This window comes from Variovorax davisae, from assembly GCF_030316845.1.
In the GTDB taxonomy this organism is placed as follows: Bacteria; Pseudomonadota; Gammaproteobacteria; order Burkholderiales; family Burkholderiaceae_C; genus Variovorax; species Variovorax davisae.
In genome coordinates, this window is the sequence record NZ_JASZYS010000001.1 from 433,211 (window position 1) to 455,024 (window position 21,814).

The following is a 21,814-nucleotide window of genomic DNA, read 5'->3' on the forward strand; positions in this document are numbered from 1 at the left end:
CTCCAGCAGATCAAGCAGTCAGGTGGGTTCGAAGCAGGGGCTGCCCCCATCCGGCCGCCGTTGCACAAGCGAAAACCCAAGATGAGCCAGCCCACCTTCAGCGTCGCCGACATCCGCAAGTCGTTCCTCGATTTCTTCGCGACCAAGGGCCACACCGTCGTGCCCTCCAGTTCGCTGGTGCCGGGCAACGACCCGACCCTGATGTTCACGAACTCCGGCATGGTCCAGTTCAAGGACGTGTTCCTCGGCAGCGACCGCCGCCCCTACGTGCGCGCCGCCTCGGTCCAGGCCTGCCTGCGCGCCGGCGGCAAGCACAACGACCTCGAGAACGTCGGTTACACCGCGCGCCACCACACCTTCTTCGAGATGCTGGGCAACTGGAGCTTCGGCGACTACTTCAAGCGCGAATCGCTCAAGTGGGCGTTCGAGCTGCTGACCGAGGTCTACCGGCTGCCCGCCGAGAAGCTCTGGGCCACCGTCTACATCGAGGACGACGAGGCCTACGACATCTGGACCAAGGAGATCGGCCTGCCGCCCGAGCGCGTGGTGCGCATCGGCGACAACAAGGGCGGCCGCTACATGTCCGACAACTTCTGGATGATGGCCGACACCGGCCCCTGCGGGCCGTGCAGCGAGATCTTCTACGACCACGGCCCCGGGATCGCCGGCGGCCCGCCCGGCAGCCCCGACGAGGACGGCGACCGCTACATCGAGATCTGGAACAACGTGTTCATGCAGTTCGACATGCAGCCCGACGGCAGCGTCAAGCCGCTGCCGGCGCCCTGCGTCGACACCGGCATGGGCCTCGAGCGCCTGGCTGCGATCCTGCAGCACGTCCACAGCAACTACGAGATCGATCTCTTCGACGCCCTCATCAAGGCCGCGTCGCGCGAAACCGGCGAAAAAGACCTGGGCCACAAGAGCTTGCGCGTGATCGCCGACCACATCCGCGCCACCGCCTTCCTGGTGGCCGACGGCGTGATCCCGTCGAACGAAGGCCGCGGCTACGTGCAGCGCCGGATCGTGCGCCGCGCCATCCGCCACGGCTACAAGCTGGGCCAGAAGAAGCCCTTCTTCCACAAGCTGGTGCCCGACCTGGTGGCCCTGATGGGCGATGCCTACCCCAAGCTGCGCGCCGACGAGCAACGCATCACCGCCACCCTGAAGGCCGAGGAGGAGCGCTTCTTCGAGACCCTGGCCAACGGCATGGAGATCCTCGACGCCGCCCTGGCCGACGGTGCCAAGCTGCTGCCGGGCGAGGTCGCCTTCAAGCTGCACGACACCTACGGCTTCCCGCTCGACCTGTCGGCGGACGTCTGCCGCGAGCGCGGCGTGGCGGTCGACGAGGCCGGCTTCAATGCCGCGATGGAAAAGCAGAAGGCCGCCGGCCGCGCGGCCGGCAAGTTCAAGATGGAACGCGCCGTCGAATACGGCGGCGCCGGCAACGTCTTCACGGGCTACGAGCATCTCGAAGAGAAGGCGACCGTGGTCGCGCTGTACTTCGAAGGTGCGCCGGTGCAGCAGCTGAACGAAGGCCAGCCGGGCATCGTGGTGCTCGACACCACGCCGTTCTACGCCGAGAGCGGCGGCCAGGTCGGCGACCAGGGCGCGCTGGCGGCCGAAGGCCTGCAGTTCGGCGTCGAGGACACGCAGAAGATCAAGGCCGACGTGTTCGGCCACCACGGCACCCAGACCCAGGGCACGCTGAAGGTCGGCGACGCGGTCACGGCCCGCGTCGACACCGAGCGCCGCGCCGCCACCATGCGCAACCACAGCGTCACCCACCTGATGCACAAGGCCCTGCGCGAGGTGCTGGGCGAGCACGTGCAGCAGAAGGGCTCGCTGGTCGACGCCGACAAGACGCGCTTCGACTTCGCGCACAACGCCGCCGTCACGCCCGCGCAGATCCTCGAGATCGAGCGCCGCGTGAATGCCGAGATCCTCGCCAACCAGGCGACCCAGGCCCGGCTGATGGACATGGAGTCGGCCCAGAAGACCGGCGCCATGATGCTGTTCGGCGAGAAATACGGCGAGACGGTGCGGGTGCTCGACATCGGCAGCAGCCGCGAGCTCTGCGGCGGCACGCACGTGGCGCGCACCGGCGACATCGGGCTCTTCAAGATCACCAGCGAAGGCGGCGTGGCCGCCGGCGTGCGCCGGATCGAGGCGGTCACCGGCGCCAACGCGCTGGCCTATCTGCAGCAGCTCGAGGCCACCGTGCACAGCGCGGCCGCGACGCTGAAGACGCCGGCCTCGGAACTGCAGGGCCGGCTCGCGCAGGTGCTGGAGCAGGTGAGGGCGCTGGAGCGAGAGGTCGGCGCGCTCAAGGGCAAGCTGGCTTCCTCCAAGGGCGACGAACTGCTGGCGCAGGCGGTCGATGTCAACGGCGTCAAGGTGCTGGCCGCCAAGCTCGACGGCGCCGACGCCAAGACCTTGCGCGACACGATGGACAAGCTCAAGGACAAGCTCAAGACCGCGGCGATCGTGCTGGCGGCGGTCGACGGCGGCAAGGTCCAGATCGCGGCCGGCGTCACGGCCGACACCATGGGCCGCGTGAAGGCCGGCGAGCTGGTCAACTTCGTCGCCCAGCAGGTCGGCGGCAAGGGCGGCGGCAAGGCCGACATGGCGATGGCCGGCGGCACCGATGCAACGGGCGTCCCGGCGGCGCTGAAGTCGGTGCAGGGCTGGGTCGCGGAACGCCTCTAGCCATGGGGGGCGACGACGCGGCGCTCGACATCCTCGTGATGGGCGCCGGCACCATCGGCTCCTTCATCGGCGGCAGCCTGGCGGCGTCGGGGGTCCGGGTCGGCTTCGTCGGCCGGCCGCGCGTGCTCGGTGCCCTGGCGCTGCAGGGCCTCACGCTGACCGACCTCGAAGGCCATCGCACCCATGTGCCGCCAGCCGAGCTGCGTCTCTACGAACGCGTCCCTGCCGATATCCGCCCGGCGCTGGTGCTGCTCACGGTCAAGAGCGGCGCCACCGCCGAAGCCGCGGCCGAACTCGGCGCGGCGCTGCCGGCCGGCACGCCCGTGCTGTCGCTGCAGAACGGCGTGGCCAACGCGCGCGTCGCCGCCGAAGCCGGGCCGGGCCTGCGGGTGCTGCCGGCCATGGTCCCCTACAACGTGGCCGAAGTCGGGCCCGCGGCCTTCCATCGCGGCACCGAAGGACGGCTGGCGGCCCGGGACGATGCGGCGCTGCGGCCGTGGGTGGCGGTGTTCGAACGGGCCGGGGTGCCGATCGACCTGCATGCCGACCTGCTGCCGGTGCAGTGGGGCAAGCTGCTCTTCAATCTCAACAATCCGGTCAACGCGCTGTCGGGCCTGCCGCTGCGCGAGGAACTGCTGGAGCGCGGCTACCGGCGTTGCTTCGCGGCGCTGATCGACGAGGCGCTGGCCGTGCTCGGGCGCGCCGGCATCACGCCGGCCCAGCTGGGCGCGGTGCCGCCGGCGCGGATTCCGCCGATCCTGCGGCTGCCGACGCCGCTGTTCAGGCTGGTCGCGGCGCGCATGCTGCGCATCGACGCCCAGGCGCGCTCGAGCATGGCGGACGACCTGGCGCTGGGCCGGCGCACCGAGATCGACGTGCTCAGCGGCGAGGTGGTGCGGCTGGCCCAGAGCCACGGCATGCAGGCGCCGCTGAATGCGCGGATGGTCGAGCTGGTGGAGGCCTGGCCGGCCCGGCGCGAACGCTGGCCGGCGCGGCAACTGCTGACGCAGCTGGGGCTGTAGCGCGCCTCAGGACGCGGCGGCCGGCGCCACGCTGGCGCCCTGGATCCGGTGCCGCGCCAGCGCCTCGGCCACGAAGCCGCCGGCCTTCATCTCCTCGACGAAATCGGCCAGCGCGGCGGCCGCGGGTGCGCCGCGCGAGGCCGGCGTCCCCATGGCCTGCTGGATCACCATGAATCGGCCCGGCAGCAGGCGCAGGCCGGCGTCGCGCGCGGCCTCGGCTTCGAGCACCTGGCGGATGCCGGCCGCCACGTCGACCTCGCCGGCGCGCAGGCTCTGCATCACGCCCTGGGCACCTGGCACGCGCACGATCTGCGCCTGCCGGATCTCGCGCGTGAGGAACAGGTCGTAGGCGCTGCCGCTGCCGACCGCGATCCGCTGCCCCGCGCGGTCGACCTCGTCGTTGCCCTGCAGCGCCGAGTCCGCCGGCACCAGGTAGCTGCCTTCGATCAGCACATAGGGCGCCGTGAAGCGCAGGCCTTCGCTGCGCGCCGGGTCGATGGCGAAGAAGCCGATGTCGGCCTGCTCGGCGCGGACCGCATCGACCGAGGCCGCGGCCTTTTCGAAGACGACCAGCTCCAGCGCCACGCCCAGCCGCTGCGCGAAGGCGCGCGCCAGGTCGATCGAGACGCCGGCCGGCTCGCCGCTGGCGGGATCCCGGTTCGCCAGGATCGGATTGCCGAGGTTGATGGAGGCGCGCAAGGCGCCCGAAGGCGTGAGGGCCGAGACCACGGCCGGGGCGAGGGGAGTGCTCATCGCCCCGGATTCTGCCGCAGCGCAGGCCCGGTCAGGCCACCGAGGGCCGCCGTCCCTTGCGGTAGAGGATCAGCGTCGCCGTCAGGCCGCAGGCCGCGGCCACGCTGAGCCACCAGGCCGGCGCCGCCTTGTCGCCGCTGGTCTCGATCAGCCAGGTGGAGATCGCCGGCGTGAAGCCGCCGAAGACCGCGGTCGACAGGCTGTAGGCCAGCGAGAAGCCCACCACCCGGACTTCGACCGGCATCACCTCGGTAAGGGCCACCACCATGGCGCCGTTGTACATGCCGAACAGGAACGAGAACCACAGCAGCACGTCCAGCATGCGGCCGAAGCTGGGTGCCGCGGCCAGCCAGTGCATTGCCGGGTAGGCCGTGAAGAAGGCCAGCAGCGTGACCGCCAGCAGCAATGGCTTGCGCCCGATGCGGTCGGACAGGGCGCCGCCGATCGGCAGCCAGATGAAGTTGGTGACGGCCACCAGCAGGGTCACGACCAGGCTGTCGCGCGCGCTCAGGTGCAGGACGGTGCGCCCGAAGGTCGGCGTGTAGACCGTGATCAGGTAGAAGGTGGTGGTGGTCATCGCGACCAGCAGCATCCCGCACAGCACCACGCGCCAGTTGCGCGCCATCGACTGGAACACCTCGCGCGTCGTCGGATGGTGCTTGCGGGCCTGGAAGGCCTCGGTCTCCTGCAGCGAGCGGCGCAGCACGAAGATGCAGGGAATGATCATGCAGCCGACGAAGAACGGGATCCGCCAGCCCCAGTCGGCCAGCACGGCCGGCGACAGCATCTCGTTGAGCGCGAAGCCGAGCGCTGCGGCCAGCACGATCGCGACCTGCTGGCTGGCCGACTGCCAGGCGGTGTAGAAGCCCTTGTGGCCGGGCGTGGCCATCTCCGACAGGTAGACCGAGACGCCGCCGAGTTCGGCGCCGGCGGAAAAGCCCTGCAGCAGCCGGCCGAGCAGCACCAGCACCGGCGCCACCACCCCGATGGTCGCGTAGCCCGGCACGAAGGCGATCAGCACCGTGCCGCTGGCCATGATCGCCAGCGTGACGATCAGGCCCTTGCGCCGGCCGACCTCGTCGATGTAGGCGCCCAGCACGATGGCGCCCAGCGGCCGCATCAGGAAGCCGGCGCCGAACACCGCGAAGGTGAGCATCAGCGAGGCGAAATCGCTGCTGGCGGGGAAGAAGGCCTTGGAGATGTAGGTGGCATAGAAGCCGAACAGGAAGAAGTCGAACTGCTCGAGGAAATTGCCGCTCGTGACGCGCAGCACGGCGCCGAGCTTGGAGGCGCTGGCCGGCGGCGCCGGAGGGACGTTGGCAAGGGTGGCGGTGCTCATGGATGTCTCCTGCGGATCTGCGGCCCGGTGGCCGCAAGGTCCGTCCATCGTAGGAGGCCAAGCTGTCGATCAGCCGTCCTTGCGCTCGGGGTATGTCCCGCCCCGAGAGGTCAGGTCGTGCTCAGGGCTGCGGTGCTACCGCCGCATGTTTCCCAATGAAACATAGGGTTTTTACCTATATTTCATCGAGGTTTCACGTTCTATTCTTCGTCCATCGTTTCATTACTAAATCAGTGATTCATTAGTGAAACAGAGCGACATTTCCCCACCGCCAAGGAATCGCCTCCCATGATGATCAAGAACACCCGCCGCCAACTGCTGGCGCTCGCGCTCTGCGCCGCAGCCGCCGGCGCCGCCGGCCCCGGTTGGGCCCAGGCCTGGCCGACCAAGCCGATCACCCTCGTCGTGGCCTATCCGGCCGGTGGCGACACCGATGCGCTGGCCCGGCTGTTTGCCGAGAAGCTCTCGGCGCGGGTCGGCCAGCCGGTGGTGGTGGACAACCGCCCCGGTGCCAGCGGCGTCATCGGCAGCAGCTTCGTCGCCAAGGCGCCCGCGGACGGCTACACGCTGCTGGTCGCGCCGAGCACCTTCTCGATCGCCCAGATCGTGCTCAAGACCGGCGCCGGCGCCGGCTACGACGTGGTGAACGGCTTCACGCCCATCATCCAGACCGCGATGATGCCGTTGTTCCTGGTCTCGGGGCCCGGCAGCGGCGCCAAGAACCTGAAGGACATGGTGGCCGCCGCCCAGCGCAGCCCCGACCTGTCCTACGCCAGCCCCGGCAGCGGCTCGCCGATGCACATCCTGGGCGAGATGTTCAACAAGTCGGCCGGCCTGAGCATCAAGCACGTGCCCTACAAGGGCGTCGCGCCGGCGATCAACGACGTGCTCGGCGGCCATGTGCCGCTGACCGTGGTCACCTACGGCCCGATCGCGCCGTACCTGCCGAGCGGCAAGGTCACGCCGCTGGCGGTGGCCGACCGGGCCCGCTCGCCGCTCGCGCCCAACGTGCCGACCCTGGCGGAGCTGGGCTACAAGGACATCGAGGTGGTGGCCTGGAACGGCATCTTCGGTCCCAAGGGCCTGTCGCCCGAGATCGTGAAGACGCTCAACGGCCATTTCAACGAAATCCTCAAGATGCCCGATGTCGCCGCCAAGATGGCGGTCTTCGGCGCCCTGCCGCTGGGCGGCACGCCCGAGACCCTGGCCAGGACCAACGCCGCCGACTTCGAACGCTTCGGCCGCGTGATCAAGGAACTCGGCATCCAGGCCGATTGAGCATCGAGAGCACGACATGACCCAGCCCAGCGGCACCCCCGACCAGCAGAGCCTGCAAACCCTTCTTGCGGAACTGCCCGCCAACCTGCTGGCCGGCCGCAAGGTGCTGGTCACGGGCGCGGCGCGCGGCCTCGGCCTGGCGTTCGCCAAGTGCATCGCGGCCGCCGGCGGCGCCGTCGTGATGGCCGACATCCTGTCCGACCTGGTGCAGACCGAGGCCGAGGCGCTGCGCGCGGCCGGCTTCACCGCCCATGGGCTGGGGGTCGACCTGTCGGACCTGGCCTCGATCGACGGCTGCGCCGAAGCGGCCGTCGCCGCGCTCGGCGGCCTCGACGGCCTGGTCAACAACGCCGCCATCACCAACTCCGGCGGCCGCGACGCCCATGCGCTCGAGATCGACATGTGGGACCGCGTGATGGCCGTCAACGTCCGCGGCACCTGGCTCATGAGCCGCGCCTGCCAGCCGGCGCTGGCCCGGAGCGGCCGCGGCGCGATCGTCAACCTGGCGTCGGACACCGCGCTGTGGGGCGCGCCGAACCTGCTGGCCTATGCGTCGAGCAAGGGTGCCGTGGTCTCGATGACGCGCTCGCTGGCGCGCGAGTGGGGCGGCGAGGGCATCACGGTCAACGCCGTGGCGCCCGGCCTGACCCTGGTCGAGGCCACCGAATACGTGCCGATGGCGCGCCACCAGAAATACCTCGAAGGCCGCGCGATCCCGCGCGAGCAGCAGGCTGCCGACGTCTGCGGCGCGATGCTCTTTGCCCTCTCCGGCCTGTCGCGCTTCGTGACCGGCCAGCTGCTCGCCGTCAACGGCGGCTTCGTGATGCACTGATTTTTTCGACCAAGGAGTAAACCCGATGAGCGATTTGTCCGAACAACAGAAGATCGACGGCGCCGCCGACACCCTGGCGCAGCCCGAAGGCAGCAGCCTCCAGCAGTGGATGGAAACGCGCATCGCGCGCTATGCCACCCGCAAGTACGACTGGGACGCGCTCAAGTTCCAGGCCGACTTCGATCCCAAGTTCCGCCGCGCCCAGATGCGCTACGTGGGCACCGGCGGCACCGGCGTCGCCAAGGACGTGAACACCGTGCCGGCCGAGAGCTTCACCTTCTCGACCATGGTGATCCCGGCCGGCCACGAAGGCCCGCCGCACCTGCACACCGACGTGGAGGAAGTCTTCTTCCTGATCCGCGGCAAGCTCAAGGTCGTCATCGAGAAGGACGGCGAGCGCTTCGAGACCATCATGACCGACCGCGACCTGATCTCGGTGCCGCCGGGTGTCTACCGCGAAGAGATCAACATCGGCGACGAAGACGCGCTGATGTGCGTGATGCTCGGCGCCAAGAAGCCGGTGACGCCGACCTACCCGGCGGACCATCCGCTGGCCAAGATCAAGCGCTGACCTCCGGCATCGAGCACCCGCCCGTGAGCACCGCCGCCATGAACCCCGCCGCGACCCCGCCGCCCGCCGAACTGGCGCGCCTCGATGCGTGCTTCCCCGCGCGCGCCGTGGCGCTGCGCGACGGCGGCCGGATGTCGGTGCGCGAATGCGGCAGCGGGCCGGCGCTGGTCTGCCTGCACGGCATCGGCTCGGGCGCCGCCTCCTGGCTCGACACGGCCCTGCTGCTGGCGCCGCAGGCCCGCGTGCTGGCCTGGGATGCACCCGGCTACGGCGCCTCGACGCCGCTGGCGCCCGCGCTGCCCAGGGCCGCCGACTATGCCGAGCGGCTGGGCGCGATGCTCGACGCACTCGACATCGACCGCTGCACGCTGGTCGGCCATTCGCTCGGCGCCCTGACCGCGGCGTCGGCGGCGCGGCCGGGCTCGGCGCTGGCCGCGCGGATCGCCCGGCTGGTGCTGATCAGCCCGGCCGCCGGCTACGGCGCGCCCGAACGCGCTGACGAGCGCCGCCGCGTGCATGCGCAGCGCACCGAAGCCCTGTCCGGGGCCGGCATCGCCGGCATGGCGGCGCGCGCCGACACCCGGCTGCTGTCGGCCGGCGCCGGCGAACAGGCCCGGCAATGGGTGCGCTGGAACATGGCGCGCCTGAACGAGGGCGGCTTGCGGCAGGCGATCGAACTGCTGTGCGGCGGCGACCTGCTGGCCGACCTGCCGCCCGCCATGCCGGTGCGGGTGGCCTGCGGCGCGCTCGACGTCGTCACGCCGCCGGCCGGCTGCGCCGAGGCGGCCCGCCGGTGCGGCGTTGTGCTCGAGCTGATCGCCGACGCCGGGCATGCCAGCTACGTCGAGCGGCCGGAAGCCGTGGCGGCCCTGCTGCGCGACGCGCTCGCCGCCTGACCGATCCCAGATCCAACAAAGAGACACCATGGCAACCAACGACATCGAATCGATCGAAGAGGGCGCGGACCGCTACAACGTGCCGGCGCTGGAGCGCGGCCTGCGCCTGCTGTGCGAGTTCAGCCGCGAGCACCGCTCGCTGTCGGCGCCCGAACTCGCGCGCCGCTTCGACCTGCCGCGCTCGACCGTGTTCCGGCTCCTGACCACGCTCGAGAACATGGGCTTCCTCGAGCGCGCCGAAGGCGGCCGCGACTACCGGCTCGGCCTGGCCGTGCTGCGGCTCGGCTTCGAATACCTGGCCTCGCTCGAACTGACCCAGCTCGGCACGCCGCTGCTGCAGCGCCTGTGCGACGAACTGCGCACGCCCTGCAACCTGGTGGTGCGCGACGGCCGCTCGATCGTCTACGTCGCCAAGGTCGCGCCGCCCACGCCTTTCGCCAGCTCGGTCACGGTCGGTACGCGGCTGCCGGCGCACGCCACCGTGCTGGGCCGCATCCTGCTCGAGGACCTGACGCTGGTGCAGCTGCGCGCGCTCTATCCGGAAGACAAGCTCGAGTCCTTCTCGCCGCGCACCCCGGTCTCGGTCGACCAGCTGTTCGACATGGTGCAGGCCGACCGCCAGCGCGGCTACGTGCTGGGCGAGGGCTTCTTCGAATCCAACATCTCGACCATCGCCGCGCCGGTGCGCGACCACAGCGGCCACATCGTGGCGGCGCTGGGTGCCACCATCACCTCGGGCCACATCGAGGAAAGCCGCATGGACGAGATGGTGCAGCGCGTGCGCCAGACCGCCGACGAGATCGCCGGCCTGCTCAACTACGCGCCGGCCGCCAAGGGCCAGGTGATTCCGCTGCGCGGCGGCGACCTCGCAGCCTGAGTCGACGACCATGACGACACCCCGACTCTCCCCCAACCTGTTCGCCGCCGATGCGCTGGCGGGCCGCGTGGCCGTGGTCACGGGCGGTTCCTCCGGCATCGGCCTCGCAACCGTCGAGCTGCTGCTCGACAGCGGCGCCGCCGTGGCGCTGTGCGGCCGCGATGCCGGGCGGCTCGACCGCGCGCTGGCCGGCCTGCTCGCCACGCGTCCCGAAGCGCGCCTCTTCGCCCGCACCTGTGACGTGCTCGACGCGGCGTCGGTGCAGCGCTTCGCCGCCGACAGCGCAGCCGCGCTGGGCCCGGCGTCGATGCTGATCAACAACGCCGGGCAGGGCCGCGTCTCCACCTTCGCCGACACCGACGACCAGGCCTGGAGCGACGAGCTGCACCTGAAGTTCTTCTCGGTCATCCATCCGACCCGTGCCTTCCTGCCGCAGCTGGTGGCGCAGCGCGCCGCCCTGGGCGATGCCGCGATCGTCTGTGCCAACTCGCTGCTGGCGCGCCAGCCCGAGCCGCACATGGTCGCGACCTCGGCCGCGCGGGCCGGCCTGCAGAGCCTGGTGCGCTCGATGGCGACCGAGTTCGCGCCCCAGGGCGTGCGCGTCAACGGCATCCTGATCGGCCTGGTCGAGTCGGGCCAGTGGCGCCGCCGCTTCGAGGCCCGGGCGCAGACCGAACTCGACTGGGCCGCCTGGAGCGGCCAGCTCGCCCACGACAAGCACATCCCGCTGGGTCGCCTGGGGCTTCCGATCGAAGCCGCGCGCGCGATCCTCTTTCTCGCTTCACCGCTCGCGTCCTATACGACGGGCAGCCACATCGACATTTCCGGAGGCCATTCCCGCCATGCATAACCCCAACCCCACCGTCACGGTCGGCGCCGTCGTCGCCGCCTTTCTCGAGCAATGCGGCGTCAAGGCGGCATTCGGCGTCATCTCGATCCACAACATGCCGATCCTCGATGCCTTCGCGCAGCGCGGCGCGATCCGCTTCATCTCGGCGCGGGGCGAAGCGGGCGCGGGCAACATGGCCGATGCCTATGCGCGCTCCACGGCCAGCCTGGGCGTGTGCATCACCAGCACCGGCCCGGCCGCCGGCAACATCGCCGGCAGCATGGTCGAGGCCCTGACCGCCGGCGCACCGCTGCTGCACATCACCGGCCAGATCGAGACGCCGTACATCGACCGCGGCATGTCCTACATCCACGAGGCGCCCGACCAGCTCACGATGCTCAAGGCCATCTCCAAGGCGGCCTTCCGCGTGCGCAGCGTCGAGACCGTGCTCGGCACCCTCAAGCGCGCGGTGCAGGTCGCGATGACGGCCCCCACCGGCCCGGTCAGCGTCGAGATCCCGATCGACATCCAGTCCGCGCTCACCCAGATGCCGGCCGACCTGTCGCCGCTGGCCATCGAGGCCGCCGTGCCGTCGGAGGCCGGCCTCGACGCACTGGCCGCGAGCCTCGCCAAGGCCAAGCGGCCGCTGCTGTGGGTCGGCGGCGGTGCCCGCCACGCGCGGGCCGCGATCCAACGCCTGCAGAAGCTCGGCTTCGGCGTGGTCACCACCACCCAGGGCCGCGGCACGGTGCCCGAGGACGATGCCGGCTCGCTCGGCGCCTACAACATCCAGAAGCCGGTCGAGGCCCTCTACCAGAGCTGCGACGCGATGCTGGTGGTCGGCTCGCGCCTGCGCGGCAACGAAACGCTGAAGTACGAGCTGAAGCTGCCGCGCCCGCTCTACCGCATCGACGCCGATGCCGCCGCCGAAGGGCGCTGCTACGCCAGCGAGGCCTTCGTCTGCGGCGATTCCGCGCTGGCGCTCGAAGGCCTGGCCGATCGCCTCGAAGCGGCCGGGTACAAGGCCGATCCCCAGCTGCTGCTCGACCTGCGCGCCGCCCACGACCAGGCGGTCGCGACCCTGCGCGACGGCCTCGGCCCGTATGCCGAGCTGGTGCGCCAGATCCAGTCGGTGGCCGGACGCAGCTTCAACTGGGTGCGCGACGTGACCGTCTCCAACAGCACCTGGGGCAATCGCGAACTGCGCATCTTCGAACCCAGCGCTGGCGTGCACGCCACTGGCGGCGGCATCGGCCAGGGCATGCCGATGGCGATCGGCGCGGCGATCGGCGCGGCCGTGACCGGCTCGGGCCGGCGGACCTTCTGCCTGGCCGGCGACGGCGGCTTCATCCTGAACCTCGGCGAACTGGCCTGCATGGTGCAGGAGAAGGCGCCGATGGTGATCGTGCTGATGAACGACAAGAGCTACGGCGTCATCAAGAACATCCAGGACGCGCAGTACGGCGGCCGCCAGTGCTACGCCGAGCTGCACACGCCCGACTACGACCTGCTGTGCAAGTCGATCGCCCTGCCGCACGCCCGCGTGCAGAAGCTGGACGACCTGCCGGCGCGGCTGGACCAGGCCCTGGCCGCCGACGGTCCCTTCCTGCTCGAGATCGACATGCTGTCCATCGGCGGCTTCAAGAGCAGCTTCGCCGGCCCGCCGACCAACACGATCACGCAGATCCCTGCGCTCGGCACGGCCAAGTGAGCGGAGCCCTTCGCATGTCCACCCCCACGCGCATGGCGCTCATCGGCTGCGGTGCCATCGGCAGCGCGATGCTCGCGCTGCTGCAGGCCGATGCGGCCCTGGAGATCCGGGCGATCGTCGTGCCGGCCGATGCGGTCGCCGCGGCCCAGGCCGTGGCGCAGCGGCTCGCGCCCGGCGCGCAGGTCGTGTCTTCCGTCCCGCTCGACGGCATCGACCTGGTGGTCGAGGCCGCGGGCCATGCGGCGATCGAGGCGCATGTGCTGCCCGCCCTGCAGCGCGGCACGCCCTGCGTCGTGGCCTCGGTGGGCGCGCTCTCGGCCCCGGGCTTCGCTGAACGGCTCGAAGCCGCCGCGCTGGCCGGCGGCACCCAGGTGCAGTTGATCGCCGGTGCGATCGGCGCCATCGACGCGCTGGCCGCGGCCCGCATCGGCGGCCTCGACGAAGTGCGCTACACCGGCCGCAAGCCGCCGCAGGCCTGGAAGGGCACGCCGGCCGAGCAGGGCCGCGATCTCGCATCCCTGGTGCGCGAGACCGTGATCTTCGAGGGGAGCGCGCGCGAAGCGGCCACGCTCTACCCGAAAAACGCCAACGTGGCGGCCACCGTGTCGCTCGCCGGCCTCGGCCTGGACCGCACGCTGGTGCGCCTGATCGCCGATCCGGCGGTGGCCGACAACGTCCACGTGGTCGAGGCCCACGGCGCCTTCGGGAGCTTCGAACTCACGATGCGCAACAAGCCGCTGGCCGCCAATCCCAAGACCTCCGCGCTGACGGTCTACAGCGCCGTGCGGGCGCTGCGCAACCGCGTCGCGGCGCTGGCGATCTGAACCGAGGAACCCCGATGATTTCTTTCGAACTGCTTCCCCTCAACATCGCGGGCGAATGGCGCCTGGGCGGCGGCGACGTCTACGAGAGCCTGTACCCGGCCACCGGCGAGCCGATCGCGCGCCTGCGGGCCGCCAGCCTGGCCGACGTCGACGAGGCCATCGAACGCGCGCACCACGCCTTCCTCACCAGCGGCTGGGCGCAGATGCTGCCGCACCAGCGCGCCAGCGTGCTGCACCGCGTGGCCCAGCTGATCCGAGAGCAGAGCGAGACGCTGGCCCAGAAGCAGCGCCTCGACAACGGCAAGCCGATCAGCGAAACGCGCAACCTGGTGGCCAGCGCCGCCGGCACCTTCCAGTTCTTCGCCGCCGCGCTCGAGACGCTCGAAGACACGATCACGCCCTCGCGCGGCCCCTTCGTGACGATGAGCGTGCACGAGCCGATGGGCGTGGTGGCGGCGATCACGCCCTGGAACTCGCCGATCGCGAGCGAGGCGCAAAAGCTGGCGCCGGCACTGGCCGCGGGCAATGCGGTGGTGGTCAAGCCGGCCGAGGTCACGCCGCTGATGGCGCTCGAACTGGCGCGCATCTGCGAAGAGGCCGGCGTGCCCAAGGGCATCGTCAGCGTGCTGCCGGGCAAGGGCTCGGTGATCGGCGACGCCATCACGAAGCATCCGCTGGTCAAGCGCGTGTCCTTCACCGGCGGCACCACGACGGGCAAGCACATCGCGCACATCGCGGCCGACAAGATGATGCCGGTCTCGCTCGAACTCGGCGGCAAGTCGCCGACCATGGTGCTCGAAGACGCCGATCTCGACCACGCGGTCAACGGCGTGCTTTACGGCATCTTCAGCTCGTCGGGCGAATCGTGCATCGCGGGCTCGCGCCTGTTCGTCGCGCGTTCGATCTACGACGAATTCCTGACCCGGCTGGCCGAGGGCGCCAATGCGCTGCGCGTCGGCGACCCGGCGGCCGAGAGCACCCAGATGGGACCGTTGATCACGGCGAAGCACCGCGAGGGCATCGAGCGCTACGTCGAACTCGGCGTGTCCGAAGGCGGACGCATCCGCACCGGCGGCGTGCGCCCGCACGGCAACGGCCTCGACCGCGGCTACTTCTACACGCCGACGATCCTCGAGGGGCTGAGCAACAGCGCCCGCATCAGCCAGGAAGAGATCTTCGGCCCGGTGCTGGTCGCGATGCCTTTCGACGACGAGGAAGCGCTGATCCGGCAGGCCAACGACAGCGTCTACGCGCTGGCCGCGGGCGTCTGGAGCCGCGACTTCAAGCGCGCCTGGCGGCTCGGGCGCGCGGTGCAGGCGGGCACGGTCTGGGTCAACACCTACAAGCAGTTCTCGGTCTCGACCCCGTTCGGCGGCTGGCGCGACAGCGGCCTGGGCCGCGAGAAGGGACGCGAGGGCATCTTCCAGTACATGGAGCAGAAGAGCATGTACTGGGGCACCAACGCGCAGCCGCTGCCGTGGGCCAACTGAAAGGACAACCATCATGAGCGTACTGGGCATCGACCAGATCACCTATGCGGCCGAGGACCTCGCGGTCTGCCGCAGCTTCTTCCAGGACTGGGGCCTCGTGCTCAAGTCGGAGGCCGCCGACCAACTCGTCTTCGAATGCCTCAACGGCTGCAAGGTGGTGGTCGCGGCGTTGGACAAGCCCGGCCTGCCGCCCGGCATGGAAGAAGGCCCGACCCTGCGCGAAGTGGTCTGGGGCGTCGAGAACGAGGCCGACCTCGCTCGCTACGCGGTAGCGATCGCCCAGGACCCTGGCTATGTCGAAGGCGAAGTCGATGGCGCCCGCCGGATCGGCTGCATCGACCCGAACGGCCTCGCCGTGCGGCTGCAGGTCAGCCGCAAGCATGCGGTCGAGGTCGACTGCGGTGCCATGAACACCTGGAACGCCAAGCCGCGCATCAACCAGGCCGCGCCGGTGTACGAACGCGCGACGCCGATCGAGGTCGGCCACGTGGTGTTCTTCGTCAGCGACGTGAAGACCACCGGCGCCTTCTACAGCGACCGCTTCGGCTTCGTCGCCTCCGACAGCTACCCGAACCGCGGCGCCTTCATGCGCTGCGCGGCCGAAGGCGGCCACCACGACCTGTTCCTGCTGCAACTGCCGTCGGGCAAGCGCGGACTGAACCACGTGGCCTTCACCGTGCGCGACATCCACGAGGTGTTCGGCGGCGGGCTGCACTTCTCGCGCAAGGGCTGGGAGACGCAGCTCGGCCCGGGCCGCCATCCGGTGTCCTCGGCCTACTTCTGGTACTTCAAGAACCCGGCCGGCGGCCTGATCGAGTACTACGCCGACGAAGACCAGCTGACGGCCGAGTGGCAGCCGCGCGAGTTCGAGCCCGGCCCGACGGTGTTCGCCGAATGGGCGGTCGACGGTGGCCTCGACGGCCACACGCGCCGCCAGAAAAATGCCGAAGGCCCGAAGGGCGCCTTCCTGACCGAAAAGAAATGAGTGCAATGCCAATGACACGACGCATCCCCCTTTCCCGACTGCTCGGCGTCGCCGTGCTGGCGCTGGCGGCCACCACGGCCGTGCAGGCGCAGAACGAGGCCCAGAAGCAGCTCGCGGGCGACCGCTTCACGATCGTCTCGCCGTTCCCGCCCGGCGGGCCGGTCGACACGCTGGCGCGCGTCCTCTCCGAAGGGCTGGCGAAGCGCTATGGCCAGCCGGCCGTGGTCGAGAACGCCGCGGGCGCCGCCGGCAACATCGGCATCGACAAGGTCAAGCGCGCCAAGGGCGACGGCCACACGCTGCTGGTGGTGCCAGCCGGCAATCTCACGATCAACCCGACCCTGATGCCGAACTTCCCGTTCAACATCGAGAAGGATTTCGTGCCGGTCACCATGCTCGCGACCGCCCCCAACGTGCTGGTGGCGACGCCGGCCTCGGGCTTCAAGAACGCGAAGGAAGTCGTGGCCCAGGCCAAGGCCAAGCCCGGCACCCTGTCCTATGCATCGCCCGGCGTCGGCAGCGGCCTGCACCTGGCGGGCGAGCTGTTCAAGCAGCAGGCGGCGGTCGACCTGCTGCATGTGCCCTACAAGGGCACGGCGCCGGCGCTCAACGACGTGCTCGGCGGCGTGGTGCCGCTGATGTTCAGCAACCTGCCGGCGACGCTGCCCTTCATCAAGAGCGGCAAGCTGGTGGCGCTCGGCGTCACCGAAGCCAAGCGCAGCCCGGTCGCGCCCGAGATCCCGACCTTGGCCGAGCAGGGCATCCAGGGCGTCAACGTGACTTCCTGGTACGGCCTGCTCGCGCCGGCCGGGACCTCGCCTGCCGTCGCCGCGCAGCTCGCCAAGGACGCCGCCGAGATCCTCGCCGCGCCCGCCGTGCGCGAGCGCCTGATGGCGCAGGGCATGACCGATGCGTCGATGAAGCCGGGCGAGTTCGCCGCCGCGATCCGCGACGAAACCGCCGTCTGGGCCAAGATCATCAAGGCCCGGAACATCGTCGCCGAATAGCCAGAACGCCAGGAGACTCCCATGCAATGCAATGAATCCACCATCGGCATCGTCGGTGCCGGCATCGGCGGCCTGGTCGCCGGCATCGCGCTGCAGCGCGCCGGCCACGACGTGGTCGTGTTCGAGCAGGCGAAGCAGTTCGCCCGCGTCGGCGCCGACATCAACCTGACGCCCAATGCGGTGCGCGCCCTCGACGGCCTGGGCGTCGGCGAGGCGGCCCGCGTGACTGCCGCGCGGCCCAGCCACCGCATCAGCCGCACCTACGACAGCGGCGAGGAAACCTCGCGTCTCGAGATGGCCGATTCGGCCGAAGCCAGGTACGGCGCGCCGCAGCTCACGATCCACCGCGCCGACCTGCTGGCCGCGCTGGCCGACATGTTTCCGGCCGAACGCGTGGCGCTCGGCAAGCGGGCGCAGTCGATCACGCCGGACGCCGAAGGCGTCGACCTGCGCTTCGAGGACGGCAGCAGCGCGCGCGTCGGCATGCTGATCGGCGCCGACGGCATCCATTCGGCGGTGCGCACCGCGATGTTCGGCGCCGAGAGCCCGCGCTTCACGGGCATCGTGGCCTACCGCGCGGTGGTCCCGGCCGAGCGCGTCGCCGGCGTGCCGAACCTCGGCGCCTTCACCAAGTGGTGGGGGCCGAATCCGCAGAGCCAGATCGTCACCTTTCCACTGAACCGCGGGCGCGACATCTTCATCTTCGCCACCACGCCGCAGGACACCTGGCATCTCGAGTCGTGGACCGCACCCGGCAGTGTCGACGAACTTCGCGAGCAGTACGTGGCCTACCACCCGGACGCCCGCGCGCTGCTCGATGCCTGCGACACGGTGCTCAAGACCGCTCTCTACGAGCGCGATCCGATGCCCGCCTGGGCCCAGGGCCGGATGGCGCTGCTGGGCGACGCGGCCCACCCGATGCTGCCTTTCATGGCGCAGGGCGCCGGCATGGCGATCGAGGATGCCGTGGTGCTGGCCCGCCACCTCGAAGGCGTGTCGATGCGCGACGCCGCGGCCGCGCTGAAGCGCTACGAGCTGGCCCGCATCGAGCGCGCCAGCCAGGTGCAGCTCGGTTCGCGCGGCAACAACTGGCTGCGCGAGGGCGGCAACGCCGACTGGGTCTACGGCTACGACGCCTGGGCGGTGCCCGTGGCGGCGCAAGCGGCCTAGGCACAGGCCTCCCATGGCCACCCACCAACCTCTTCTTCCGATGGAGCGAACCATGACCGACCGTTACCTCGATCCCCACCAGGCGCGCCAGCGCACCCCCACCACCTACGAGGACCTGCTCGGCGACGTGATCGAGCGCGCCTTCGCTGCCGGTGTGCACGACCTCGCCGGCCTCGTCGAGCGCCTCAACGACAGCGGTCTCGCGAGCCCGAGCGGCAAGGCCTGGACCGAGGCCATCTACCGCGAAGAGATGGCCGCGCTCGGCGCCTGAGCGCCGCGACGCTTCTTTTCCCCTCAAGAGGAACCCCACCATGACCCCCTCCCGCGAAGACCCCGTCGACCAGCTGCTCGAGATCGGCTTGAAGGATCTCTGGTATCCGATCTGCCCCACCGGCTTCATCAAGGAATCGCCCGTCTCGCTGCGCCGGCTGGGCCGCAAGTTCGCCCTCTGGCGCGACCACGGCGGCAAGCTGCATGCGCTCGAAGACCGCTGCCCGCACCGCGGCGCGCCGCTGTCGCAGGGCGTGATCCTCGGCGACCGGCTCTCGTGCCCGTACCACGGCGTCGAGGTGCGCTGCGACGGCGTCGCCGTGCGCGTGCCCGGCAGCCCCGGCTGCAAGCTCGAGGGCTCGCAGGCCACGCGCTTCTTCCATGTCGAGGAGCGCGCCGGCGCGGTCTGGCTCTACAACGCGAAGGAGTCGGTGGCGACGCCGCCGCCGCTGGTGCTGCCCGAGCAGCTGACCGACGACGACGAGTACTCGAGCTTCCTTTGCTATGCCGAGTGGAAGGGCGACTACCGCTACGTGCTCGACAACGTGATGGACCCGATGCACGGCACCTACCTGCACAAGCAGTCGCATTCGATGGCCGAGGGCGATTCGACCGCCAAGTTCGGCATCCGCGCGACCGACACCGGCTTCGTGTTCGAGAAGGAAGGCCAGCGCAACGTCAACTTCGACTGGACCGAGTGGGCCGACACCGGCCTGCACTGGATGCGCCTGGAGATCCCGTACCCGAAGACCGGCGGCCCCGGCGGCAACTTCATCATCGTCGGCAGCTACACGCCGATCTCGCCCACGCTGTCGTGCGCCTTCCACTGGCGCGTGCGCAAGCTGGCCAAGGGCTGGGAGCGCGACACCTGGCGCTTCCTCTACAAGAACCGCCTCGAGGCGCGCCACTGGCACGTGCTCGAACAGGACCGCGTCCTGATCGAGAACATGGAGCCCGACGCCAACCAGCACGAGCAGCTCTACCAGCACGACCTCGGCATCGTGCGCCTGCGCCGCCACCTGCGCGGCCTGGCCCAGCAGCAGCTCGAAGGCACGAGCGCCTGATGAACGCACGGGCTGCGACGTCGAGGCGCGCGGCCCACTGACAAACCCATCGTCGAGGTTTCCCCATGTCTTCCCCCACGCTGAACGCCCTGGTGCACACGATGCGCTACGAAGCCGACGGCATCGTCAGCGTCGAGTTCCGTCCGGCTTCGCCCGAGGTGGACTTCCCCGCCTTCGAGGCCGGCTCCCACATCGACCTGCACCTGCCCAACGGGCTGGTGCGCAGCTATTCGCTGTGCAACCCCTCGACCGACCGCCAGCGCTACGTGGTCGGCGTGCTGAACGATCGCAAGAGCCGCGGCGGCTCGCGCTACGTGCACCAGCAACTGCGCGTGGGCATGACGCTCGCGATCTCGCATCCGCGCAACAACTTCAAGCTGGAAGAGGGCGCCGGGCGCTCGGTGCTGGTGGCCGGCGGCATCGGCGTGACGCCGATCTGGTGCATGCTGCAGCGGCTGGCCGCGATCGGCCAGCCGGCCGAGCTGATCTATTGCGCGCGCTCGCGCAAGGAGTCGGCCTTCGGCGAAGCGATCGCCGCGCTGGCGGCCGAGAAGGCGATTGCGCTCACCTGGCATTTCGACGAAGAGCAGGGCGGTCCGCCCGACCTCGCCGCGCTGCTGGGCGGCAAGGGCGCCGACAGCCACTACTACTGCTGCGGCCCGACGCCGATGCTCGACAACTTCGAGAAGACCTGCGAGCAGCTCGGGCTTGCGAACGCCCACATCGAACGCTTCGCGGCCGTGCACGTCGAGGCGCCGAGCGCCACCCAGAGCTACGTGGTCGAGTGCGCGAAAAGCGGCAAGACGGTCGAGGTGCCGCCCGGCAAGTCGATCCTCGACAGCCTGATCGATGCCGGCCTCAACCCCGACCACAGCTGCAAGGAAGGCGTCTGCGGCGCCTGCGAAACCAAGGTGCTCGATGGCGAAGTCGACCACCACGACGGCATCCTGACCAAGCTGGAGCGGGCGTCGAACAAGACCATGATGATCTGCGTCTCCGGCTGCAAGCGCGGCCCGCTGGTGCTCGACATCTAGGCAGGCAAGAGAAGAATTTCAATCCCCGAGGGAGACACATGAAGAGAACCGTTGTGGCCATGGCCGCATGCACCGCCGTGGCCTGGGCCCACGCGCAATCCAGCGTGACCCTGTTCGGCGTGCTCGATGCCGCCGTCACCTACACCACCGGCTCCGGCCCCGCGTCGTCGAGCAAATGGCAGCTCAGCAACAGCGCCAACACCTTCAGCCGGCTCGGCTTCCGCGGCACCGAAGACCTCGGCGGCGGCCTGGCGGCGAGCTTCTGGCTCGAGTCGGGCCTGCAGAACGACACCGGCACCAGCTTCGGCAGCAACACCAACAACCAGCGCAACGGCAACGTCGGCGATGGCGGCCTGATCTACGGCCGCCGCTCGACCGTCAGCCTGTCCGGCGTGTTCGGCGAACTGCGGCTGGGGCGCGACTACACGCCGACCTTCTGGAACACGGCGCTGTTCGATCCCTTCGGCACCGGCGGCGGCATCGGCGCGAACCAGATCTACTTCTCGGGCCTGGGCGGCCTGACCGCGCCCACCGGCACCCGCGCTTCCAACAGCGTCGGCTACTTCCTGCCGCCCACGCTGGGCGGCTTCTATGGCCAGGTGATGGTGGCGACGGGCGAGAACGCCTCCAACGCGGTGCTGGCGGGGCCGCTGCCCCTGTCGATCGAGGACGACGGCGACTACGCCGGCGTGCGCATCGGCTACCTCAGCGGTCCGGTCAACATCGCGCTCGCGACCGGCCGCACCAAGTACGCGACCGGCGACCTGCGGGTGTCGAACTTCGGCGCGTCCTACACCTTCGCCTCGCTGATGAACCTCCGGGTGATGGGCGAGTACTACACCGAGTCCCTCGGCCAGGTCGACGGCAAGGGCGCGCTGCTCGGCTTCATCCTGCCGATCGGCGCCAGCGAGATCAAGGCCTCGTATGCGCGCTACCGGCGCGAGCCGGGGCTCAACCTGCCCAACCCGACCACGGGCAAGTTCGCGCTCGGCTACGTCTACAACCTCTCGAAGCGCAGTGCCGTCTATGCGACCGCCGCCTGGCTGACCAACAGCAACGGCGCCGCGCAAGCCCTCGGTGGCGTCCTGACCTCTCCCGACCACGGCTCGCGTGGCACCGAGTTCGGGTTGCGCCACGCCTTCTAGTCCCTTCCTGC

General features: G+C 70.2%; 20 protein-coding genes. 18 read left to right on the top strand and 2 right to left on the bottom strand.

The window, feature by feature from the left end; all coding sequences use genetic code 11:
* Nucleotides 1-81: 81 nt before the first annotated feature.
* Together alaS and QTI33_RS02145 are read left to right on the top strand one after the other, a co-directional pair.
* Nucleotides 82-2,706, top strand: a complete 2,625-nt coding sequence (gene alaS, locus QTI33_RS02140) for an alanine--tRNA ligase (RefSeq protein ID WP_286504107.1) — start codon at nucleotides 82-84, stop codon at nucleotides 2,704-2,706.
* A 2-nt stretch (nucleotides 2,707-2,708) separates the two neighbouring features.
* On the top strand, nucleotides 2,709-3,728 hold the full coding sequence (locus QTI33_RS02145; protein WP_286504108.1) for a 2-dehydropantoate 2-reductase: 1,020 nt from the start codon (nucleotides 2,709-2,711) through the stop codon (nucleotides 3,726-3,728).
* A 6-nt stretch (nucleotides 3,729-3,734) separates the two neighbouring features.
* Here the strand turns inward: QTI33_RS02145 and QTI33_RS02150 are convergent, their stop codons facing one another.
* A complete protein-coding gene (locus QTI33_RS02150; protein ID WP_286504109.1) occupies nucleotides 3,735-4,481 on the bottom strand; it encodes a transporter substrate-binding domain-containing protein in 747 nt (248 codons plus the stop codon).
* Nucleotides 4,482-4,512: 31 nt separating this feature from the next.
* Complete coding sequence (locus QTI33_RS02155) at nucleotides 4,513-5,820, bottom strand: MFS transporter (protein ID WP_286504110.1); 1,308 nt, start codon at nucleotides 5,818-5,820, stop codon at nucleotides 4,513-4,515.
* 294 nt (nucleotides 5,821-6,114) lie between these two features.
* Here QTI33_RS02155 and QTI33_RS02160 point away from each other — a divergent pair, with 294 nt between their 5' ends.
* The 16 genes from QTI33_RS02160 (at nucleotide 6,115) to QTI33_RS02235 (ending at nucleotide 21,803) form a co-directional block, all read left to right on the top strand.
* Nucleotides 6,115-7,098, top strand: a complete 984-nt coding sequence (locus QTI33_RS02160; RefSeq protein ID WP_286504531.1) for a Bug family tripartite tricarboxylate transporter substrate binding protein — start codon at nucleotides 6,115-6,117, stop codon at nucleotides 7,096-7,098.
* A 16-nt stretch (nucleotides 7,099-7,114) separates the two neighbouring features.
* Nucleotides 7,115-7,930 (top strand): SDR family oxidoreductase, encoded by an 816-nt coding sequence (locus QTI33_RS02165; RefSeq protein WP_286504111.1) that lies wholly within the window; start codon nucleotides 7,115-7,117, stop codon nucleotides 7,928-7,930.
* A 25-nt stretch (nucleotides 7,931-7,955) separates the two neighbouring features.
* Complete coding sequence (locus QTI33_RS02170) at nucleotides 7,956-8,501, top strand: cupin domain-containing protein (RefSeq protein WP_286504112.1); 546 nt, start codon at nucleotides 7,956-7,958, stop codon at nucleotides 8,499-8,501.
* 38 nt (nucleotides 8,502-8,539) lie between these two features.
* Complete coding sequence (locus QTI33_RS02175) at nucleotides 8,540-9,397, top strand: alpha/beta fold hydrolase (protein ID WP_286504532.1); 858 nt, start codon at nucleotides 8,540-8,542, stop codon at nucleotides 9,395-9,397.
* A gap of 28 nt (nucleotides 9,398-9,425) precedes the next feature.
* The gene (locus QTI33_RS02180) at nucleotides 9,426-10,274 is read left to right on the top strand and encodes an IclR family transcriptional regulator (protein ID WP_286504113.1); all 849 of its coding nucleotides are present in this window, start codon (nucleotides 9,426-9,428) and stop codon (nucleotides 10,272-10,274) included.
* A 10-nt stretch (nucleotides 10,275-10,284) separates the two neighbouring features.
* Nucleotides 10,285-11,124: an SDR family oxidoreductase gene (locus QTI33_RS02185; protein WP_286504114.1), complete on the top strand. Its 840-nt coding sequence runs from the start codon at nucleotides 10,285-10,287 to the stop codon at nucleotides 11,122-11,124.
* Entirely contained in the window at nucleotides 11,117-12,814 is a 1,698-nt protein-coding gene (locus QTI33_RS02190) for a thiamine pyrophosphate-binding protein (RefSeq protein ID WP_286504115.1), read from the top strand. The genes QTI33_RS02185 and QTI33_RS02190 overlap by 8 nt, the downstream gene beginning before the upstream one ends.
* A 14-nt stretch (nucleotides 12,815-12,828) precedes the next feature.
* Entirely contained in the window at nucleotides 12,829-13,638 is an 810-nt protein-coding gene (locus QTI33_RS02195; protein WP_286504116.1) for an aspartate dehydrogenase, read from the top strand.
* A 14-nt stretch (nucleotides 13,639-13,652) separates the two neighbouring features.
* Complete coding sequence (locus QTI33_RS02200; RefSeq protein ID WP_286504117.1) at nucleotides 13,653-15,128, top strand: aldehyde dehydrogenase; 1,476 nt, start codon at nucleotides 13,653-13,655, stop codon at nucleotides 15,126-15,128.
* Between the two features lie 13 nt (nucleotides 15,129-15,141).
* Nucleotides 15,142-16,113, top strand: a complete 972-nt coding sequence (locus QTI33_RS02205; RefSeq protein ID WP_286504118.1) for a VOC family protein — start codon at nucleotides 15,142-15,144, stop codon at nucleotides 16,111-16,113.
* Nucleotides 16,114-16,124: 11 nt separating this feature from the next.
* Nucleotides 16,125-17,120, top strand: a complete 996-nt coding sequence (locus QTI33_RS02210) for a Bug family tripartite tricarboxylate transporter substrate binding protein (protein ID WP_286504119.1) — start codon at nucleotides 16,125-16,127, stop codon at nucleotides 17,118-17,120.
* A gap of 21 nt (nucleotides 17,121-17,141) precedes the next feature.
* Entirely contained in the window at nucleotides 17,142-18,290 is a 1,149-nt protein-coding gene (locus QTI33_RS02215) for an FAD-dependent monooxygenase (RefSeq protein ID WP_286504120.1), read from the top strand.
* Between the two features lie 52 nt (nucleotides 18,291-18,342).
* Nucleotides 18,343-18,561 carry a recombinase-like helix-turn-helix domain-containing protein gene (locus tag QTI33_RS02220; protein WP_286504121.1) on the top strand — a complete coding sequence of 73 codons (219 nt, stop codon included), beginning with the start codon at nucleotides 18,343-18,345 and terminating at the stop codon, nucleotides 18,559-18,561.
* 40 nt (nucleotides 18,562-18,601) lie between these two features.
* Nucleotides 18,602-19,624, top strand: coding sequence for a Rieske 2Fe-2S domain-containing protein (locus tag QTI33_RS02225; RefSeq protein ID WP_286504122.1), 1,023 nt, complete (start codon nucleotides 18,602-18,604; stop codon nucleotides 19,622-19,624).
* Nucleotides 19,625-19,689: 65 nt separating this feature from the next.
* The gene (locus tag QTI33_RS02230; RefSeq protein ID WP_286504123.1) at nucleotides 19,690-20,658 is read left to right on the top strand and encodes a PDR/VanB family oxidoreductase; all 969 of its coding nucleotides are present in this window, start codon (nucleotides 19,690-19,692) and stop codon (nucleotides 20,656-20,658) included.
* Nucleotides 20,659-20,696: 38 nt separating this feature from the next.
* Nucleotides 20,697-21,803 carry a porin gene (locus tag QTI33_RS02235; protein ID WP_286504124.1) on the top strand — a complete coding sequence of 369 codons (1,107 nt, stop codon included), beginning with the start codon at nucleotides 20,697-20,699 and terminating at the stop codon, nucleotides 21,801-21,803.
* Nucleotides 21,804-21,814: the final 11 nt, after the last annotated feature.